The following is a 14,952-nucleotide window of genomic DNA, read 5'->3' on the forward strand; positions in this document are numbered from 1 at the left end:
CCGATATGCTAAAATCCACGGGTTTTCCTCTTCGGCCTCAACCTCCAGCATGCCGCTATCCGAGCCCGTGCCCCGTCAGTTGCGACATCGACGCGCAATCCGAGCGGAAGCCTACGAGCGCGGCGACGGCTTGTGGGACATCGAAGCCTGCCTGACCGACCACAAGCCGCGCGATGTCGCGCTTGCGTCGGGCATCCGGCCCCAGGGCCTGCCGATCCACGAACTCTGGCTGCGCGTGACCATCGATCGTGACCTCAATGTCGTCGACGCCGAAGCGTCTTCGGAATGGGTGCCCTATCCCGGTCACTGTCAATCCGCCCCCCCTGCCTATCGGGCCCTCATCGGGCTCAATCTCTTCCGCAATTTCCGCCGCAACGCGAACCGGCTACTCGCCGGCGTCGCAGGCTGTTCCCATCTCACCGAACTGTGCGCCGTGCTGCCGACGGCCGCGATCCAGGCGTTCGCCGGTGACGTGTGGAACGTGCGCGAGGAGGGCGGCGAAGGGCCGGCCCATGACGGCGTGCACGCCGAACCGCCGTTCCAGCTCGGCCGCTGCCGAGCGCTGCGATTCGACGGCGAGGTCGTGCGGCAGTACTACCCGCGCTGGTATGGCCCGATTCAGCCGGATCTGCCCGGTGAAGGCAGCACGAAGGAATGAACGGAAATCATTCGAAGAAGCGTCTCAAGCGACATTTCATCCAACTCTCAGACTGAAGGGAATCACGCATGAAGATTCACGAGTACCAGGGTAAGGAAATCCTGCGGAAATTCGGCGTCGCGGTACCGCGCGGCAAGCCGGCGTTCTCGGTTGACGAGGCCGTCAAGGTGGCGGAAGAGCTCGGCGGCCCGGTTTGGGTCGTGAAGGCTCAGATTCACGCGGGTGGCCGCGGCAAGGGCGGCGGCGTGAAGGTGGCGAAGTCGATCGAACAGGTGCGCGAATACGCGAACCAGATCCTCGGCATGCAGCTCGTCACGCATCAGACGGGCCCGGAAGGCCAGAAGGTCAACCGCCTGATGATCGAGGAAGGCGCCGACATCAAGCAGGAACTGTACGTCAGCCTCGTCGTCGACCGCATCTCGCAAAAGATCGTGCTGATGGGTTCGAGCGAAGGCGGCATGGACATCGAGGAAGTCGCCGAAAAGCATCCGGAACTGATCCACAAGGTCATCGTCGAGCCGTCGACGGGCCTGCTGGACGCCCAGGCCGACGATCTCGCCGCGAAGATCGGCGTGCCGGCCGCTTCGATCCCGCAAGCGCGCGCGATCCTGCAAGGCCTGTACAAGGCATTCTGGGAAACCGACGCATCGCTGGCTGAAATCAACCCGCTGAACGTCTCCGGCGACGGCAAGGTCACCGCACTCGACGCCAAGTTCAACTTCGACTCGAACGCGCTGTTCCGCCACCCGGAAATCGTCGCGTACCGCGATCTGGACGAAGAAGATCCGGCTGAAATCGAAGCGTCGAAGTTCGACCTCGCGTACATCTCGCTCGACGGCAACATCGGCTGCCTCGTGAACGGCGCAGGCCTCGCGATGGCGACGATGGACACCATCAAGCTGTTCGGCGGCGAGCCGGCGAACTTCCTGGACGTCGGCGGTGGCGCGACCACCGAGAAGGTCACCGAAGCGTTCAAGCTGATGCTGAAGAACCCGGACCTGAAGGCGATCCTCGTGAACATCTTCGGCGGCATCATGCGCTGCGACGTGATCGCGGAAGGCGTGATCGCCGGTTCGAAGGCCGTGAACCTGAACGTGCCGCTCGTCGTGCGCATGAAGGGCACGAACGAAGACCTCGGCAAGAAGATGCTGGCCGATTCGGGCCTGCCGATCATCTCGGCCGACAGCATGGAAGAGGCTGCGCAGAAGGTCGTCGCGGCTGCCGCAGGCAAGTAAAGAAGCGCCCCCAGACCTGGCGCTATGCGCCAGGCCCCCGGGGGGTCAAGAAAACTTGGGGCGGCCCGGCGTTTTCTTGGCGCGCTAATGAACACGTATGGCGGCGCGGTTTGCACGCGACGCCGATCGAACAGAGGTCAAAATACATGTCGATTCTGATCAACAAGGACACGAAGGTCATCACGCAGGGCATTACCGGCAAAACCGGTCAGTTCCATACGCGCGCCTGCCGTGAATACGCAAACGGCCGCGAAGCATTCGTCGCGGGCGTGAACCCGAAGAAGGCCGGCGAAGATTTCGAAGGCATTCCGATCTACGCGAGCGTCAAGGAAGCGAAGGCGGAAACCGGCGCGACCGTGTCGGTCATCTACGTTCCGCCGGCAGGCGCAGCCGCTGCGATCTGGGAAGCGGTCGAGGCCGATCTGGATCTCGCGATCTGCATCACGGAAGGCATTCCCGTGCGTGACATGATCGAAGTGAAGGACCGCATGCGTCGCGAAGGCCGCAAGACGCTGCTGCTCGGGCCGAACTGCCCGGGCACGATCACGCCGGACGAACTGAAGATCGGCATCATGCCGGGTCACATCCACCGCAAGGGCCGCATCGGCGTCGTGTCGCGTTCGGGCACGCTGACGTATGAAGCGGTCGCCCAACTGACGGCACTCGGCCTTGGCCAGTCGTCGGCAGTCGGTATCGGCGGCGACCCGATCAACGGTCTGAAGCACATCGACGTGATGAAGATGTTCAACGACGATCCGGATACGGATGCGGTCGTGATGATCGGCGAAATCGGCGGTCCGGACGAAGCCAACGCCGCCGAATGGATCAAGGACAACATGAAGAAGCCGGTCGTCGGCTTCATCGCCGGCGTCACGGCGCCTCCGGGCAAGCGCATGGGCCACGCCGGCGCGCTGATCTCGGGCGGTGCGGATACGGCCGAAGCGAAGCTGGAAATCATGGAAGCGTGCGGCATCACCGTCACGCGCAACCCGTCGGAAATGGGCCGTCTGCTGAAGAAGGCGCTGTAATTGTTTCCACTGGGCTCGTCCTGTAAAAAACGCCGGCTTTGCCGGCGTTTTTTGTTATGCTCGCGCAATGAATTCGTAAGCACCGGGCATGCGTCCTGCATGTGCCGGCGATGAACCGGGTCGCCCGCGAGGCGGCCGCCGTCCTTTCCTCACCGCCATGCTCGAATTCCTGACCTCGCTGCACTGGGGCGCCATTCTCCAGATCGTCATCATCGATATCCTGCTCGGCGGCGACAACGCGGTCGTGATCGCGCTTGCGTGCCGCAACCTGCCGGCGAACCAGCGGCTGCGCGGGGTCGTCTGGGGCACCGCGGGGGCGATCCTGCTGCGTGTCGCGCTGATCACGTTCGCGGTCGCGCTGCTCGACGTGCCGTTCCTGAAGCTCGGCGGCGGGCTGCTGCTGCTGTGGATCGGCATCAAGCTGATGGCGCCGGCCGCCGACGCGCACGACGACATCAAGCCGGCCGACCGGCTGTGGGACGCCGTCAAGACGATCGTGATCGCCGATGCGGTCATGAGCCTCGACAACGTGATCGCGATCGCCGGAGCCGCCGAGCAGGCCGATCCGTCGCACCGGATCGCGCTCGTGATATTCGGGCTCGTCGTCAGCGTGCCGATCATCGTATGGGGCAGCACGCTGGTGCTGAAGCTGCTCGATCGTTTCCCGGTCGTGGTGGCGTTCGGCGCCGGGCTGCTCGGCTGGATCGCGGGCGGGCTGATCGTGAACGACCCGGTCGGCGACCGCTGGCCGGTGCTCGATACGCCGTCGGTGGTATACGGCGCGAGCATTGCCGGCGCGCTATTCGTCGTCGCGATCGGTTACGCGCTCCGGAAACGCCGCAGCGTGCCGCACGCGCATTGACGACTGACTGGCCATCCGGCCGACTGCCGGCCTCGCGGCCCGCTGGCTACGATCGAGACGCCTGCCTGTATCGGCAGGCGTTTTTCGTTTCCGGAGCCTGTCATGTTCGAAGCCTTTTCCGTTTCCCTGTTCCGTCGCGTTGCCGCCGATCTCCGGCGCGCGAGTCGGCCGTCGCCGCGCTGGCGGCCGGCCGGCTTCACGCTGATCGAACTGATGATCGTGCTGGCGATCGTCGGCGTCGTCGCGGCCTATGCGATTCCCGCGTACCAGGATTACCTCGCGCGGTCGCGCGTCGGCGAGGGGCTGGCGCTCGCGTCGTCCGCGCGGCTCGCGGTCGCCGACAATGCCGCGAGCGGCGCGAGCCTCGACGGCGGCTATAGCCCGCCTGCCGCGACCCGCAACGTCGAATCCGTCACGATCGACGGCGCGACCGGCCAGATCACGGTCGCGTTCACCGCGCGCGTCGCCGCGGCCGGCGCGAATACGCTGGTGCTCGTGCCGTCTGCGCCGGACAAGGCCGATGCGCCCACCGCGCGCGTGCCGCTCAAAAAGGGGGCGATACAGGCGGGCGCGATTGCATGGGAATGCTTCGCCGCCGGCAAGGACGCGTCGTCGCTGCCGGCGCCGGGAGCGGGGCCGTTGCCTGGCGCCGCCGCGACGCTGCCCGCGAAATATGCACCGGCGGAGTGCCGCGCGTAAGGCTGGCGCAGAAGGAGGGCGGCCGCGCGTGCGGCCCGCCGTCCGCCGATTCGGCCGGCGCGGGCTGCGGCGCCGCGCCGGCTCGCGCAGCGACAGCCCCGCACAGAGCAGGGAAAGTTTTGTATAGTGCGCCGGTTGCTGACATCCGGTTCGCTCATGCCTTCTACTTTTTCCCGTTCGTTGTCGCTCGTTGCGCTGGCTGTCGCCCTGATCGTGCCGTACGCGATCACGAATCACACGTATCCGATCCCGACCTTCTATTCCGAGTTTTCCGCGCTGGTGCTGTATCTGCTGGTGGGCATATCCGTCGTGCTGCTTGCGCGCACCGGCCGGCCGGCCCAGCCGTTTGCCGCGCCGGCTGCGTTCGCCGCGCCGCTCGGCTTCGCGGCGGTGTTGATCGCGCAGGTCGCGCTGATCCCGCTCAAGGTGCCGTCGATGAACTGGCTGGCGGTCGGTTATCTCGCGGCCGCGCTGGTTGCAATGCAGGCCGGCTACGCGCTTGCGCGCGACGGCATGGCGGAAACCGTGTCGCGGATGATGGCCGGTGCGCTGCTCGTCGGCGGCGTGTTCGCGGTCGGTACCCAGATCGTGCAGTTGTTCCACCTCGAGTCGGCCGTTTCGCCGTTCGTCGTGGTGTACAACATCGCGGTCGACCGCCGCCCGTACGGCAACATGGCGCAGGCGAATCACCTGGCCAGCTACATCGCCTTTGCGCTCGCGGGCGCGCTGTATCTGGTGCAGACTCGCCGGCTCGCGGTGTGGGCGTGGCTCGCGCTGTCGCTCGTGCTGTCGGTCGGTCTCGCGCTGACGGTGTCGCGCGGGCCGTGGCTGCAGGTCGCAGTGATGGTCGTCGCAGGCTTCTGGATGGCGTGGGTCGAATCGCGCCGCACGTCGGGCAATGCGCGTGCGTGGCTGATACCGGTCGTGCTCGCCGTCGCGCTCGTCGCGGTGAACGTCGCGGTGCGCTGGGCCAACGTGCACTACCACCTGAATCTCGCGGAGTCGGCAGCCGACCGGATGCGCGATGCCGGGCAGATCGCGCCGCGCCTCGCGTTGTGGAAGTACGGGCTCGCGATGTTCCGCGAGCATCCGCTGCTCGGGGTCGGTTGGGGCGAATTCCCGTCGCACCAGTTTGCGCTCGTGCGCACGCTCGGCGGCGTCGAGATCGCGAACAATTCGCACGACATCTTCATCGACCTGCTCGCGAAGTCCGGTCTCGTCGGGCTCGGCGTGCTCGCCGTCGCGCTCGTCACGTGGTTCGTGCGCGCGGTGCGGGCGCCGCAGTCGAGCATGCGCGTGTTCGGTTTCGCGCTGATCGGCATCCTGCTGATGCATGCGCTCGTCGAATATCCGCAGCAATACATGTTCTTCCTGCTGCCGGCGATGTTCGTGATCGGGCTGCTCGAGGTGAAGCCGCTACGCATCCTGCCGGGGCGGGCGGCATTCGGGCTGTTCGCGGTGCTGTCGTTCGGCGGCGTGCTGGCGGCGGTGCCGGTGCTGCGCGACTACCAGCACGCGGAAGTGCTCTATTACGGCAGCAGCCCGGCAGCACAGTACCGCGATGCGCCGTCGCTGTTGTTCGGCGCGTGGGGCGATTACGGTGCGGCGACGCTGCTCCCGATTTCGCCGGACGATTTGCCGGCCAAGCTCGCCGCGCACGAGCGCGCGATCGCGCTGCTCCCGGGCGAGACGGTGCTGCGCCGTTACGCGGTACTGCAGGCGCTGGCCGGCCGCGAAGCCGACGCTCTCGATACCGTCGCGCGGCTGCATGTGTTCGCGAAGGAATTGAAGGACTGGCCGCAGCAACTGGCCTCGTTGTACAAGCTGTGCGACCAGGAGCCGGCGCTGAAAGCGTTCAGGGCGGCTGTCGTCGCGAAGTACGGGGAAGCGCCGGCCGACGAGGGCGACGAATCGGACGACGACGATTCGGATTGACGCACGTCGTGCATGTCGCACACGCCGGAACGGGAAATGCCGGCGTCCGTTGCGTCGCGCCGAAGGCGGCTGACGTCGGCGCAACACGACGCGGCGCGTAGCGTGCCGCTCCGGTCGGCCATCGATTACGTCGCGGATCGCACGGATTCCGGTCGAATGGGCGGCGATTCGCGTCAACCATTGTCAAATCGCCGCCGCTGGCCGGGCGGCGCGTGCACAATGCGCGAAAGCGCCGGCGTGCGCGCCGGCGCGGGGCGTAGCCGGCGCGAACACGGAAAACTTCCCGGCTATTCGGGCATTTCGCCGGGCAGGATCGCGGTCGAGCGTCGCTCGGCCGTGCGGCCGTAACGGGGCGCCGGTCCGATGGCCGCGGCGCAGTGCGACACACGCGATGCGGGCGGGGAAGGCTTCCGTCGCGCGGCGCGTGTGCCTAGAACAGTGCTGAAGAACGATATTCGACCATGGCCATTCGCTCGACCTACCTGATCCTGCCCGCCGTCGCGATGCTGTTTTCCGGCTGCGCGATGCTGTCGTCGTCGCAGGAAAGCAAGCTGACCTGCCACATTCCGCGTGCCGTCTATCCGGATACCGCGAAGCCGCTCACGCGTCCGGCGACCGTGCTGGTGCGTGCGTTGATGACGACGTCCGGCGAAGCGCAGAACGTCACCGTGACGACGAGCAGCCGCAATGCGGCGGCCGATCGCGCGGCCGTCGAAGCGATGACGCACGCCACGTGCGTGCAGACTGGCGCGACGGCGAATCCTTTCTTGCTGACCCAACCGTTCGTGTTCGAACCGCAGCGCGGGCAGTGACGCGGGAGCGGCGGCCGGCGCCGTTGCCGCGTCACCTTCGACCGTCCGTCGAGGGCCGATCGCCGACGATGGGCTTCGACTATCGCTGACCGGTACGTTCTGAAGCCGACGGCGCCACGCTTCGCGATCGAGGATTGACGAAACGGCCTTCCGATACGTGACCGCCGGGCGAAAGCCATTTCCTCGAGCCTGCGGACAAGGCGGAGACTTCAGCCGATCTATTGCCCGCCGATCCGGTCGATCGATGTTTCGGTCGGTGTCGAGCCAATTGCGACGACGGCTATCCGGGCCTTGTCGCTGCATATATCAAAGACAATGAAATGCGGCGGCCTTCCGCACGTCAGGCAAGAAAGAATCCGCATATCGCGGCCGCGACCCTGGAAGCAATCGCCGCTTGCTACGAGGAACGCTTTCGGCGGTTTATGGATGTTCCGAAATACCGAGTCGTCGATGTCAGGCGCCAGGGCCGGGTCGGCGCATGTCGAACGACGGGAAGAGCCTATGAATCAGTCGCTTACGTCTTCCGCCTTCCAGTCCCCCGACTTCCCGCCGCGCTTCTCGCGCACGCTCACGTCCGTGATCACCATCCCGCGATCCACCGCCTTGCACATGTCGTAGACGGTCAGCAGCCCGACCTGGACGGCCGTCAGCGCTTCCATTTCGACGCCGGTCCGGCCGAACGTCTCGACCTGCGCGATGCAGTGGACACCCGGCAGCGCGTCGTCGAGTTCGAAGTCGACGGCCACGCGCGTCAGCGCGAGCGGGTGGCACAGCGGAATGAGATCGGCCGTGCGCTTCGCGCCCTGGATCGCCGCGATACGCGCGACGCCGAGCACGTCGCCCTTCTTGGCCTTGCCGTCGCGAATCAGCGCGAACGTGGCCGGCAGCATCCGGATCGTGCCGCGCGCGATCGCGATGCGTTGCGTTTCCTGCTTGCCGCCGACGTCGACCATGTGGGCGTGGCCGGCAGCGTCGAAATGGGTGAGTCCTGACATGGCTTCCTCTAGTGGAACGGCGTGCGCGCGCACGTGCCTCGATCCTGCTTCGCGATCGGCTGGCCGCCGGATTCCATACCGGCGCGACGAACCGATCCAACCTCTCAACGGGCGCCTATCATAGCAGCGGCGTTCGCGTTGCCGCAGGCGCAGATGACGCACGCGCGGCACGGGACAGTCGTCGCGGCGCCGGTACAATGACCCGAATATTCAGACCAAACGCCGCTGCGCGCCGGGTGCGCGGGACGGCGTCGTTTTCATCCTGCCATGCGTGTCAAACAGTTGCTTGCCGTATCGCTGTCGGCGGCGCTCGTGCTGCCGCCGGGCGGCCATGCGCAGAGCGCATCCGCGCCACCGCTCGAGCCGGCCGGCGGCGCGACGTCGATTTCCACCGTGCCGTCCGGCATCGCGACCGGCGTGTTCGGCACGTACGGCGGCGCGGAGAGCCGGTTTTCGGGCGCGGGCGGTGCGTCGGCGCCGGTCGCGAGCCTGCGCGCGCCGCTGCGTGCGCTGGATCTGCCCGATCTCGGCGACGGCTCCGGCGGTTCGCTGACGCCGCGAGCCGAGCGCCGGCTCGGCGAGCGCGTGATGCGCGAAGTGCGGCGCGATCCCGACTATCTCGACGACTGGCTCGTGCGCGACTACCTGAATGCGATGGCGGCGCGGCTCGCGGCCGCGGCGGCGGCGCGCTACATCGGCGGCTACATGCCGGACTTCGATCTGTTCCCGGTGCGCGATCCGCAGATCAACGCGTTCTCGATGCCGGGCGGCTTCATCGGGATCAACAGCGGGCTGGTGGTGACGACGCAGACGGAGTCGGAGCTCGCATCGGTGGTCGGCCACGAGATGGGCCACGTGCTGCAGCGGCACATCGCACGGATGATCGGCGCGAGCGAGAAGACCGGCTACACGGCGCTCGCGACGATGCTGCTCGGCGTGCTGGCCGGCGTGCTCGCGCGCAGCGGCGATCTCGGCAGCGCGATCGCGATGGGCGGGCAGGCGTATGCGGTCGACAACCAGTTGCGCTTCTCGCGGTCGGCCGAGCGCGAGGCCGACCGCGTCGGCTTCCAGTTGCTTGCCGGGGCCGGCTACGACCCGTACGGGATGCCGGGCTTCTTCGAGCGGCTCGATCGCGCATCGATGGGCGATGCGGGCGTGCCGGCCTATGCGCGCACGCACCCGTTGACCGGCGAGCGGATTGCCGACATGGAGGACCGTGCGCGTCGCGCACCGTACCGGCAGCCTCGCCAGTCGGCCGAATATGGGTTCGTGCGCGCGCGGCTGCGCGTCCTGCAGAACCGGGCGCCGACCGACATCTCGGCCGAGGCGCGCCGGATGCAGCTCGAGATCGACGATCGCACGGCGCCGAACGTCGCGGCGAACTGGTACGGCATCGCGCTCGCGAACACGCTGCTCGGCCAGTACGACGCGGCGGACAAGGCGCTCGCGTCGGCGCGCAGCGCGTTCGATGCGCGCGAGCGGCGCGACGACGATCCGGCAAGCAGTTCGCCGAGCCTCGACGTGCTGGCCGCCGACATCGCCCGCCGCGCGGGCCGAACCGACGACGCGGTACGGCTCTCGGCGCTCGCGCAGCGGCGCTGGCCGGCGTCGCACGCGGCGGTCGTCGCGCACCTGCAGGCGCTGATCGCCGCCCGCCGCTTCGCCGAAGCGCAGACGCTCGCACGGGCGCAGGCCAAGGCCGACCCGGAACAGCCGGACTGGTGGGATTACCTCGCGAAGTCGAGCGACGGCAAGGGCGACGTGCTCGCGCGGCGCCGGGCGCTGGCGGAGAAACTGGCGCTCGACGGCGCGTGGCCGTCGGCGATCCGGCAACTGAAGGAAGCGCGCGACGCGAAGGACGTGTCGTTCTACGAGCAGTCGATCATCGGCGCGCGGCTGCTGGAATTCGAGGCGCGCTACAAGGAAGAGCGCGACGACGAGAAGAACGGGCGCGGATAGCGGCCCGTCGGGCGGGCAGGCGTGACATGCGGGCTATGGCGATCGCGCGTCAGCGGCCGTCGTCCGACGCATCGCGCGCCCGCTGCGCGGGACTCGCGACGAACCCGAACGTCGCAGGCACGTCGGCGCAAGCGAGCTGGCCGAGCGTCAGCGTGCGCCCGTCGCGCCAGTGCAGCACGGGCGGTGTCGCGTCGAAGTCCGCATGATCGGCAAACAAGCCGAGGTCGTGATCGTGCAGCGCCGCGATGCGCGCGGGGGGGCCGGCATCGCGAAACAGCACGCCGCCGCCGTCGTCGAGCCAGACTGCGTCCGGTTCGAACGGGGCGCCCGTCTGGTCGGTGAGCGCAAGCTGCCCGTCGCGTTCGGCGAGCCGCACGACCCACGGCGTATACGCGAGTTCGACGTACACGCGCTGCGGCCCGTTCTGGAAGAACCACTGGCCGTGCTCGTCGCATGCGTAGTTGCGGCCGATGAACGCGTTCAGCGCCGCATGCTGGATCGGCGAGCCGAGCTCGCCGGCCGCCTGCGCCGCGTCGTCGCGCAGCCGCCAGGCGCCGCGCCGGTCGAGCAGCAGCCAGCCGGTGCAATCCGGCACGTTCGGCCATTTGGCGAGCGCCTGCCTGACGATGTCATCCATGGTCGACGAATTTCGAGCAATAGCCGAACACCCGCGCCGACAGCCAGTCGAGGCGGCCGGGGAACGGCCCGGTCATGAAGCCCGCGTGACCGCCGTGCGCGGGCTGGTCGAGCTCGACGGCCGGCGAAACGTCGGCGGGCCCCGGCAGCGCCGATTCGGGCAGGAACGGGTCGTTGCGGGCGTTGAGGATCAGCGTCGGCACGTCGATCGCGGGCAGCAGCGGCCGGGTGGTCGCCTTCGTCCAGTAGTCGTCTGCGTTCGCGAAACCGTGCAGCGGCGCGGTCACGACCTCGTCGAAGTCGCGCATCGTCACGGCCTGCAGCATCGCTTCGCGGTCGAACAGCCCCGGATACTGGTCGAGCTTGGCGAGCGCCTTGCGCTTGAGCGTCTTCAGGAAGCTGCGCGTATAGACCATCGCGAACCCCTGCGACAGCGCGCGGCCACCGGCGTGCACGTCGATCGGCGTCGAGATCGCGGCGGCGGCGTGCACGATCGACGTGTCGCTGCGGTGCTCGCCGAGCCAGCGCAGCAGCACGTTGCCACCCAGCGACACGCCGGCCGCGACCAGCGGCCCGCGATGCTGCGTGGCGAGCCGGCGCAGGATCCAGTCGACCTCGGCGCTGTCGGCGAGATGGTAGAAGCGCGGCTGGCGGTTGATCTCGCCGCTGCAACTGCGGAAGTGCGGCACGACCGCGTGCCACCCCTTCGCGCGCGCGGCCGCCATCATCGCGAGCGCGTAGTGCGAGCCGGAGCTGCCTTCGAGGCCGTGGAACAGCACGAACAGCGGTGCGTCGGGCGCCGGCGCCGCGCTGTCGAGATGCGCGACCCAGTCGAGATCGATGAAGTCGTGGTCGGGGGTTTCCCATCGCTCTCGTCGGTAAGCGACAACCGGACGCCGCGCGAACAGCGCGGGCACGATGGTTTGCACATGGCTGTTGGGCAGCCAGCGCGGTGCGCGATAGCGCAATGAATCGTCGTCGGGGGCCGGGGCCCCGGTCAGCGGCGAGGTGGGCGGAGAAGCCGTACTCATGATCGCCCCGCTAATGCGTTGCTTCGTTCTTCGTCAGTGCAGCGGACCCTGCCCGTGACGGATCTTCGCGGCGAATTGTCCGGCCGCTTGTTCAGGAATCGGGCTCGCGTGGATGTGCGCGATACGCCACTCGCCGCGTTCGTGAATCATCACGTACGTCGCGAAAACCATGTCGGGTTCGGCCGTCAGGTCGGCCTGCTGATGCGCTTCGGCGATCGTATAGACGACCGTGCCGAGGCTGTCGTACACGCGGATGTCGAGCGGCTCGATCGTGACCGGGCGCGTCGCGAGCCGGTTGGCGAGCCCGCCGCGGATCTGGTCGAGGCCGTGCAGATGCTCGCCGTCCGCCCATACGCAGCTGGCGAAATCCTCGTCGATCCACAACGCCAGCAGCGCGTCGAGATTGGCATCCGCGACGGCCTGGTAGTAGGCGTTCAGCGTATCGGCAGCGGCTTCGAAAAGGCGGGCAAAACGTGGCATCGGGGTTGTCTCTCGCGCGCATCGCGCGCCGTATTCAGCATGGCGGCCCGGATCGAGCCGCCGCGCACCGGTGAATCGGATTGCCCGGCGCGCCGTGCGACGCCGCCGGTCAGGGTCAGCGCTGCCCGACGAGCATGCCGCGCAAATCGCCGAATACCTGCTCGGGACCGAGTTCGCGCAGGCACTTCAGGTGGCCGAGCGGGCACTCGCGTTCGAAGCAGGGACTGCATTCGAGATGCAGCCATTGTACCTTCGCCAGGTCCGACAGCGGAGGGGTGTGGCGCGGATCGGTCGATCCGTACAACGCGACGAGCGGCCGGCGCAGCGCGGCGGCGACGTGCATCAGCCCCGAATCGTTGGTGACGACGGCATTCGCGCGCGCGATCAGCGCGCACGCCTCGGACAACGACGTCTGCCCGCACAGGTTGCGCACGTTCGGCGCGTGGTCGGCGATCGCCTGCGCGGCCGCGGCATCCTTCTGCGAGCCGAGCGCGACGATCTGCGTATACGGGAACGACTGGTGGACGATGGTCGCGAGCGACGCGAAATGCTCGGGCGGCCAGCGCTTGGCCGGGCCGTATTCGGCGCCGGGGCAGAACACGACGAGCGGCTTGCGCGTATCGAGATTGAAGCGTGCGGACACGCGCGCCGTCTCGTTCAGGTCGGCGTCCAGGCGCGGCGCGGGCAGCGTCTTCATCGACTCGGGCAGCTTCGCCCCCGGCGCGTAGGCGAGCGCCGCGTAGTGGGTCGTCATCGGCGGGCGCTCGCCCGACTTGGCCGGATTCGCGTGCCGCACGTTCAGCAGCCCGTAGCGGTGCTCGCCCGTATAGCCGATCCGCAGCGGGATGTTCGCGAGCCACGGGATCACCGCGGACTTTAGCGAATTCGGCAGCACGTACGCCGCGTCGTAGCCGACGTCGCGCAGGTCGCTCGCGAGCTGCCAGCGGCGCAGCAGCTGCAGCTTGCCGTGCGCGAGATCGGTCGCGTAGACATCGTGGATCTCGGGCATCCGCTCGAGCACGGGCGCGACCCACGAGGGTGCGACGGCATCGATCGCGATGCGGGGATGGAGCTTTTTCAGCAGCGCAAAAAGCGGCTGCGCCATCAATGCGTCACCGATCCAGTTCGGTGCGATAACCAGCGCTCGACGCATCAGGTCGACTTCCGATGTCGTAATGAAGCACGGCGCACGGGCGCCGCGTTCGGGTTGCCAGAATGGGGAAGGGCGGCGCGCCGGAGCTCCGGCTGCGCCGCCTTGCGGATCGAAGGCCCTCGGGCCCGGCCGTCGGGGCTCAGTGGCCCTTGACGACCTCGCCGTCGCGCAGCTTGTAGCGCGTGCCGCAGTACGGGCAGCGCGCCTCGCCGTGCGACACGTCGATGAACACGCGCGGATGCGCATTCCAGCGCGTCATGGCCGGGTTCGGGCAGTAGGCGGGAAGATCCTTGGCCGTCAGCTCGACCAGCGGCATTTCCTTGATTTCACTCATGAGACTTTCTCTTATCACTCTTGTGTGGGGCAGTCGGTCGCGCGGCGCGCTCAGACCTTCGTCAGCCAGTGCGCGTACTTCGCGTTCTTGCCCGACACGATATCGAAAAACGCCGACTGGAGCTTTTCCGTGACGGGGCCGCGCGCGCCGCTACCGATCGTGCGGTTGTCGAGCTCGCGGATCGGCGTGACTTCGGCGGCCGTGCCGGTGAAGAACGCTTCGTCGGCCGTGTAGACCTCGTCGCGCGTGATGCGCTTCTCGATCACGTCGATGCCGGCGTCCTTCGCGAGCGTGATGACCGTGTCGCGCGTGATGCCGTCGAGGCACGACGACAGGTCGGGCGTATACAGCTTGCCGTTGTTCACGAGGAAGAAGTTTTCACCGGAGCCTTCGGACACGTAGCCGTCGACGTCGAGCAGCAGCGCTTCGTCGTAGCCGTCGGCCGTCGCTTCCTGGTTCGCGAGAATCGAGTTCACGTACCAGCCCGACGCCTTCGCGCGCACCATCGACACGTTCACGTGGTGGCGCGTGAACGACGACGTCTTCACGCGGATGCCCTTCGCGAGGCCTTCTTCGCCGAGGTACGCGCCCCACGGCCACGCGGCGATCGCGACGTGGATCGTGTTGCCCTTCGCGGCCACGCCGAGCTTTTCCGAGCCGACCCAGATGATCGGGCGCAGGTAGCACGACTCGAGCCGGTTCTCGCGCACGACCGCGAGTTGCGCGGCTTCGAGCGTTTCGCGGTCGAACGGCACGTCCATCTGGAAGATCTTCGCCGAATTCAGCAGACGTTTGGTGTGCTCGCGCAGGCGGAAGATCGCGGTGCTGCCGTCGGCCGCCTTGTACGCGCGTACGCCCTCGAAGACGCCCATGCCGTAGTGCAGCGTGTGGGTCAGGACGTGGATCTTGGCGTCGCGCCAGTCGATCAGCTTGCCGTCCATCCAGATCTTGCCGTCGCGGTCGGCCATTGACATAGGATTCTCCTGGAAGCGGTGGGGTGCTGCGGGTTGTATGCAGCGTTGAGCCGGAAAGACGCTTATTTTAGCGTCATTTGGCGGCGATCCGGTCGGTCGGCACAGGGTCGGGGCTATAATCGGCCGGTACCGATTCCAATAACGACGGGCCTTGCCGGCGG

Annotated in this window: 15 protein-coding genes; 8 read left to right on the forward strand and 7 right to left on the reverse strand. The window is 67.6% G+C overall.

Translation table 11 applies throughout. The features are described 5' to 3' along the window. Positions 1–49: 49 nt before the first annotated feature. From WT97_RS05610 to WT97_RS05645, 7 genes are all read left to right on the forward strand, one after another. Entirely contained in the window at positions 50–658 is a 609-nt protein-coding gene (locus tag WT97_RS05610; RefSeq protein WP_059794053.1) for a DUF2889 domain-containing protein, read from the forward strand. Between the two features lie 68 nt (positions 659–726). Continuing rightward, positions 727–1,893, forward strand: coding sequence for an ADP-forming succinate--CoA ligase subunit beta (sucC, locus tag WT97_RS05615; RefSeq protein ID WP_006477915.1), 1,167 nt, complete (start codon positions 727–729; stop codon positions 1,891–1,893). A 146-nt stretch (positions 1,894–2,039) separates the two neighbouring features. Further along, positions 2,040–2,921 (forward strand): succinate--CoA ligase subunit alpha, encoded by an 882-nt coding sequence (gene sucD / locus WT97_RS05620; RefSeq protein ID WP_006477916.1) that lies wholly within the window; start codon positions 2,040–2,042, stop codon positions 2,919–2,921. Between the two features lie 157 nt (positions 2,922–3,078). Then, the gene (locus tag WT97_RS05625) at positions 3,079–3,783 is read left to right on the forward strand and encodes a TerC family protein (protein WP_034208295.1); all 705 of its coding nucleotides are present in this window, start codon (positions 3,079–3,081) and stop codon (positions 3,781–3,783) included. A gap of 102 nt (positions 3,784–3,885) precedes the next feature. Further along, complete coding sequence (locus tag WT97_RS05630; protein WP_059504558.1) at positions 3,886–4,482, forward strand: pilin; 597 nt, start codon at positions 3,886–3,888, stop codon at positions 4,480–4,482. Positions 4,483–4,638: 156 nt separating this feature from the next. After that, positions 4,639–6,417, forward strand: coding sequence for a Wzy polymerase domain-containing protein (locus WT97_RS05635; protein ID WP_060353110.1), 1,779 nt, complete (start codon positions 4,639–4,641; stop codon positions 6,415–6,417). A 461-nt stretch (positions 6,418–6,878) separates the two neighbouring features. Continuing rightward, positions 6,879–7,229: a TonB family protein gene (locus WT97_RS05645; RefSeq protein WP_059504564.1), complete on the forward strand. Its 351-nt coding sequence runs from the start codon at positions 6,879–6,881 to the stop codon at positions 7,227–7,229. 506 nt (positions 7,230–7,735) lie between these two features. Here WT97_RS05645 and moaC read toward each other — a convergent pair. Then, complete coding sequence (gene moaC, locus WT97_RS05650) at positions 7,736–8,224, reverse strand: cyclic pyranopterin monophosphate synthase MoaC (RefSeq protein WP_060034034.1); 489 nt, start codon at positions 8,222–8,224, stop codon at positions 7,736–7,738. Positions 8,225–8,491: 267 nt separating this feature from the next. Here moaC and WT97_RS05655 point away from each other — a divergent pair, with 267 nt between their 5' ends. Next, on the forward strand, positions 8,492–10,183 hold the full coding sequence (locus WT97_RS05655) for a M48 family metalloprotease (protein WP_060353112.1): 1,692 nt from the start codon (positions 8,492–8,494) through the stop codon (positions 10,181–10,183). Positions 10,184–10,232: 49 nt separating this feature from the next. Here WT97_RS05655 and WT97_RS05660 read toward each other — a convergent pair whose 3' ends face one another. The 6 genes from WT97_RS05660 to WT97_RS05685 form a co-directional block, all read right to left on the reverse strand. After that, positions 10,233–10,820, reverse strand: a complete 588-nt coding sequence (locus WT97_RS05660) for a DUF2946 family protein (RefSeq protein ID WP_060353113.1) — start codon at positions 10,818–10,820, stop codon at positions 10,233–10,235. Continuing rightward, on the reverse strand, positions 10,813–11,850 hold the full coding sequence (locus tag WT97_RS05665; RefSeq protein WP_059504572.1) for a hydrolase: 1,038 nt from the start codon (positions 11,848–11,850) through the stop codon (positions 10,813–10,815). Before WT97_RS05665 ends, WT97_RS05660 begins: the two co-directional genes overlap by 8 nt. 33 nt (positions 11,851–11,883) lie before the next feature. Next, the gene (locus tag WT97_RS05670) at positions 11,884–12,330 is read right to left on the reverse strand and encodes a nuclear transport factor 2 family protein (RefSeq protein WP_006477934.1); all 447 of its coding nucleotides are present in this window, start codon (positions 12,328–12,330) and stop codon (positions 11,884–11,886) included. Between the two features lie 115 nt (positions 12,331–12,445). Beyond that, positions 12,446–13,483, reverse strand: coding sequence for a lipopolysaccharide heptosyltransferase II (gene waaF, locus WT97_RS05675; RefSeq protein WP_059794067.1), 1,038 nt, complete (start codon positions 13,481–13,483; stop codon positions 12,446–12,448). A gap of 139 nt (positions 13,484–13,622) precedes the next feature. Continuing rightward, the gene (locus WT97_RS05680; protein WP_006482499.1) at positions 13,623–13,817 is read right to left on the reverse strand and encodes a zinc-finger domain-containing protein; all 195 of its coding nucleotides are present in this window, start codon (positions 13,815–13,817) and stop codon (positions 13,623–13,625) included. 50 nt (positions 13,818–13,867) lie between these two features. Then, positions 13,868–14,791 carry a branched-chain amino acid transaminase gene (locus WT97_RS05685; protein ID WP_027785311.1) on the reverse strand — a complete coding sequence of 308 codons (924 nt, stop codon included), beginning with the start codon at positions 14,789–14,791 and terminating at the stop codon, positions 13,868–13,870. Between the last annotated feature and the right edge of the window lie 161 nt (positions 14,792–14,952).

The organism is Burkholderia sp. MSMB1459WGS (genome assembly GCF_001534535.1).
Taxonomy (GTDB): domain Bacteria; phylum Pseudomonadota; class Gammaproteobacteria; order Burkholderiales; family Burkholderiaceae; genus Burkholderia.

What these genes read in the sequence shown, in the direction of transcription:
- WT97_RS05610 (WP_059794053.1), top strand. Translation starts at nt 50, where the DNA reads ATGCCGCTATCCGAGCCCGTGCCCCGTCAGTTGCGACATCGACGCGCA.
- sucC (WP_006477915.1), top strand. Translation starts at nt 727, where the DNA reads ATGAAGATTCACGAGTACCAGGGTAAGGAAATCCTGCGGAAATTCGGC.
- sucD (WP_006477916.1), top strand. Translation starts at nt 2,040, where the DNA reads ATGTCGATTCTGATCAACAAGGACACGAAGGTCATCACGCAGGGCATT.
- WT97_RS05625 (WP_034208295.1), top strand. Translation starts at nt 3,079, where the DNA reads ATGCTCGAATTCCTGACCTCGCTGCACTGGGGCGCCATTCTCCAGATC.
- WT97_RS05630 (WP_059504558.1), top strand. Translation starts at nt 3,886, where the DNA reads ATGTTCGAAGCCTTTTCCGTTTCCCTGTTCCGTCGCGTTGCCGCCGAT.
- WT97_RS05635 (WP_060353110.1), top strand. Translation starts at nt 4,639, where the DNA reads ATGCCTTCTACTTTTTCCCGTTCGTTGTCGCTCGTTGCGCTGGCTGTC.
- WT97_RS05645 (WP_059504564.1), top strand. Translation starts at nt 6,879, where the DNA reads ATGGCCATTCGCTCGACCTACCTGATCCTGCCCGCCGTCGCGATGCTG.
- moaC (WP_060034034.1), bottom strand. Translation starts at nt 8,224, where the DNA reads ATGTCAGGACTCACCCATTTCGACGCTGCCGGCCACGCCCACATGGTC.
- WT97_RS05655 (WP_060353112.1), top strand. Translation starts at nt 8,492, where the DNA reads ATGCGTGTCAAACAGTTGCTTGCCGTATCGCTGTCGGCGGCGCTCGTG.
- WT97_RS05660 (WP_060353113.1), bottom strand. Translation starts at nt 10,820, where the DNA reads ATGGATGACATCGTCAGGCAGGCGCTCGCCAAATGGCCGAACGTGCCG.
- WT97_RS05665 (WP_059504572.1), bottom strand. Translation starts at nt 11,850, where the DNA reads ATGAGTACGGCTTCTCCGCCCACCTCGCCGCTGACCGGGGCCCCGGCC.
- WT97_RS05670 (WP_006477934.1), bottom strand. Translation starts at nt 12,330, where the DNA reads ATGCCACGTTTTGCCCGCCTTTTCGAAGCCGCTGCCGATACGCTGAAC.
- waaF (WP_059794067.1), bottom strand. Translation starts at nt 13,483, where the DNA reads ATGCGTCGAGCGCTGGTTATCGCACCGAACTGGATCGGTGACGCATTG.
- WT97_RS05680 (WP_006482499.1), bottom strand. Translation starts at nt 13,817, where the DNA reads ATGAGTGAAATCAAGGAAATGCCGCTGGTCGAGCTGACGGCCAAGGAT.
- WT97_RS05685 (WP_027785311.1), bottom strand. Translation starts at nt 14,791, where the DNA reads ATGTCAATGGCCGACCGCGACGGCAAGATCTGGATGGACGGCAAGCTG.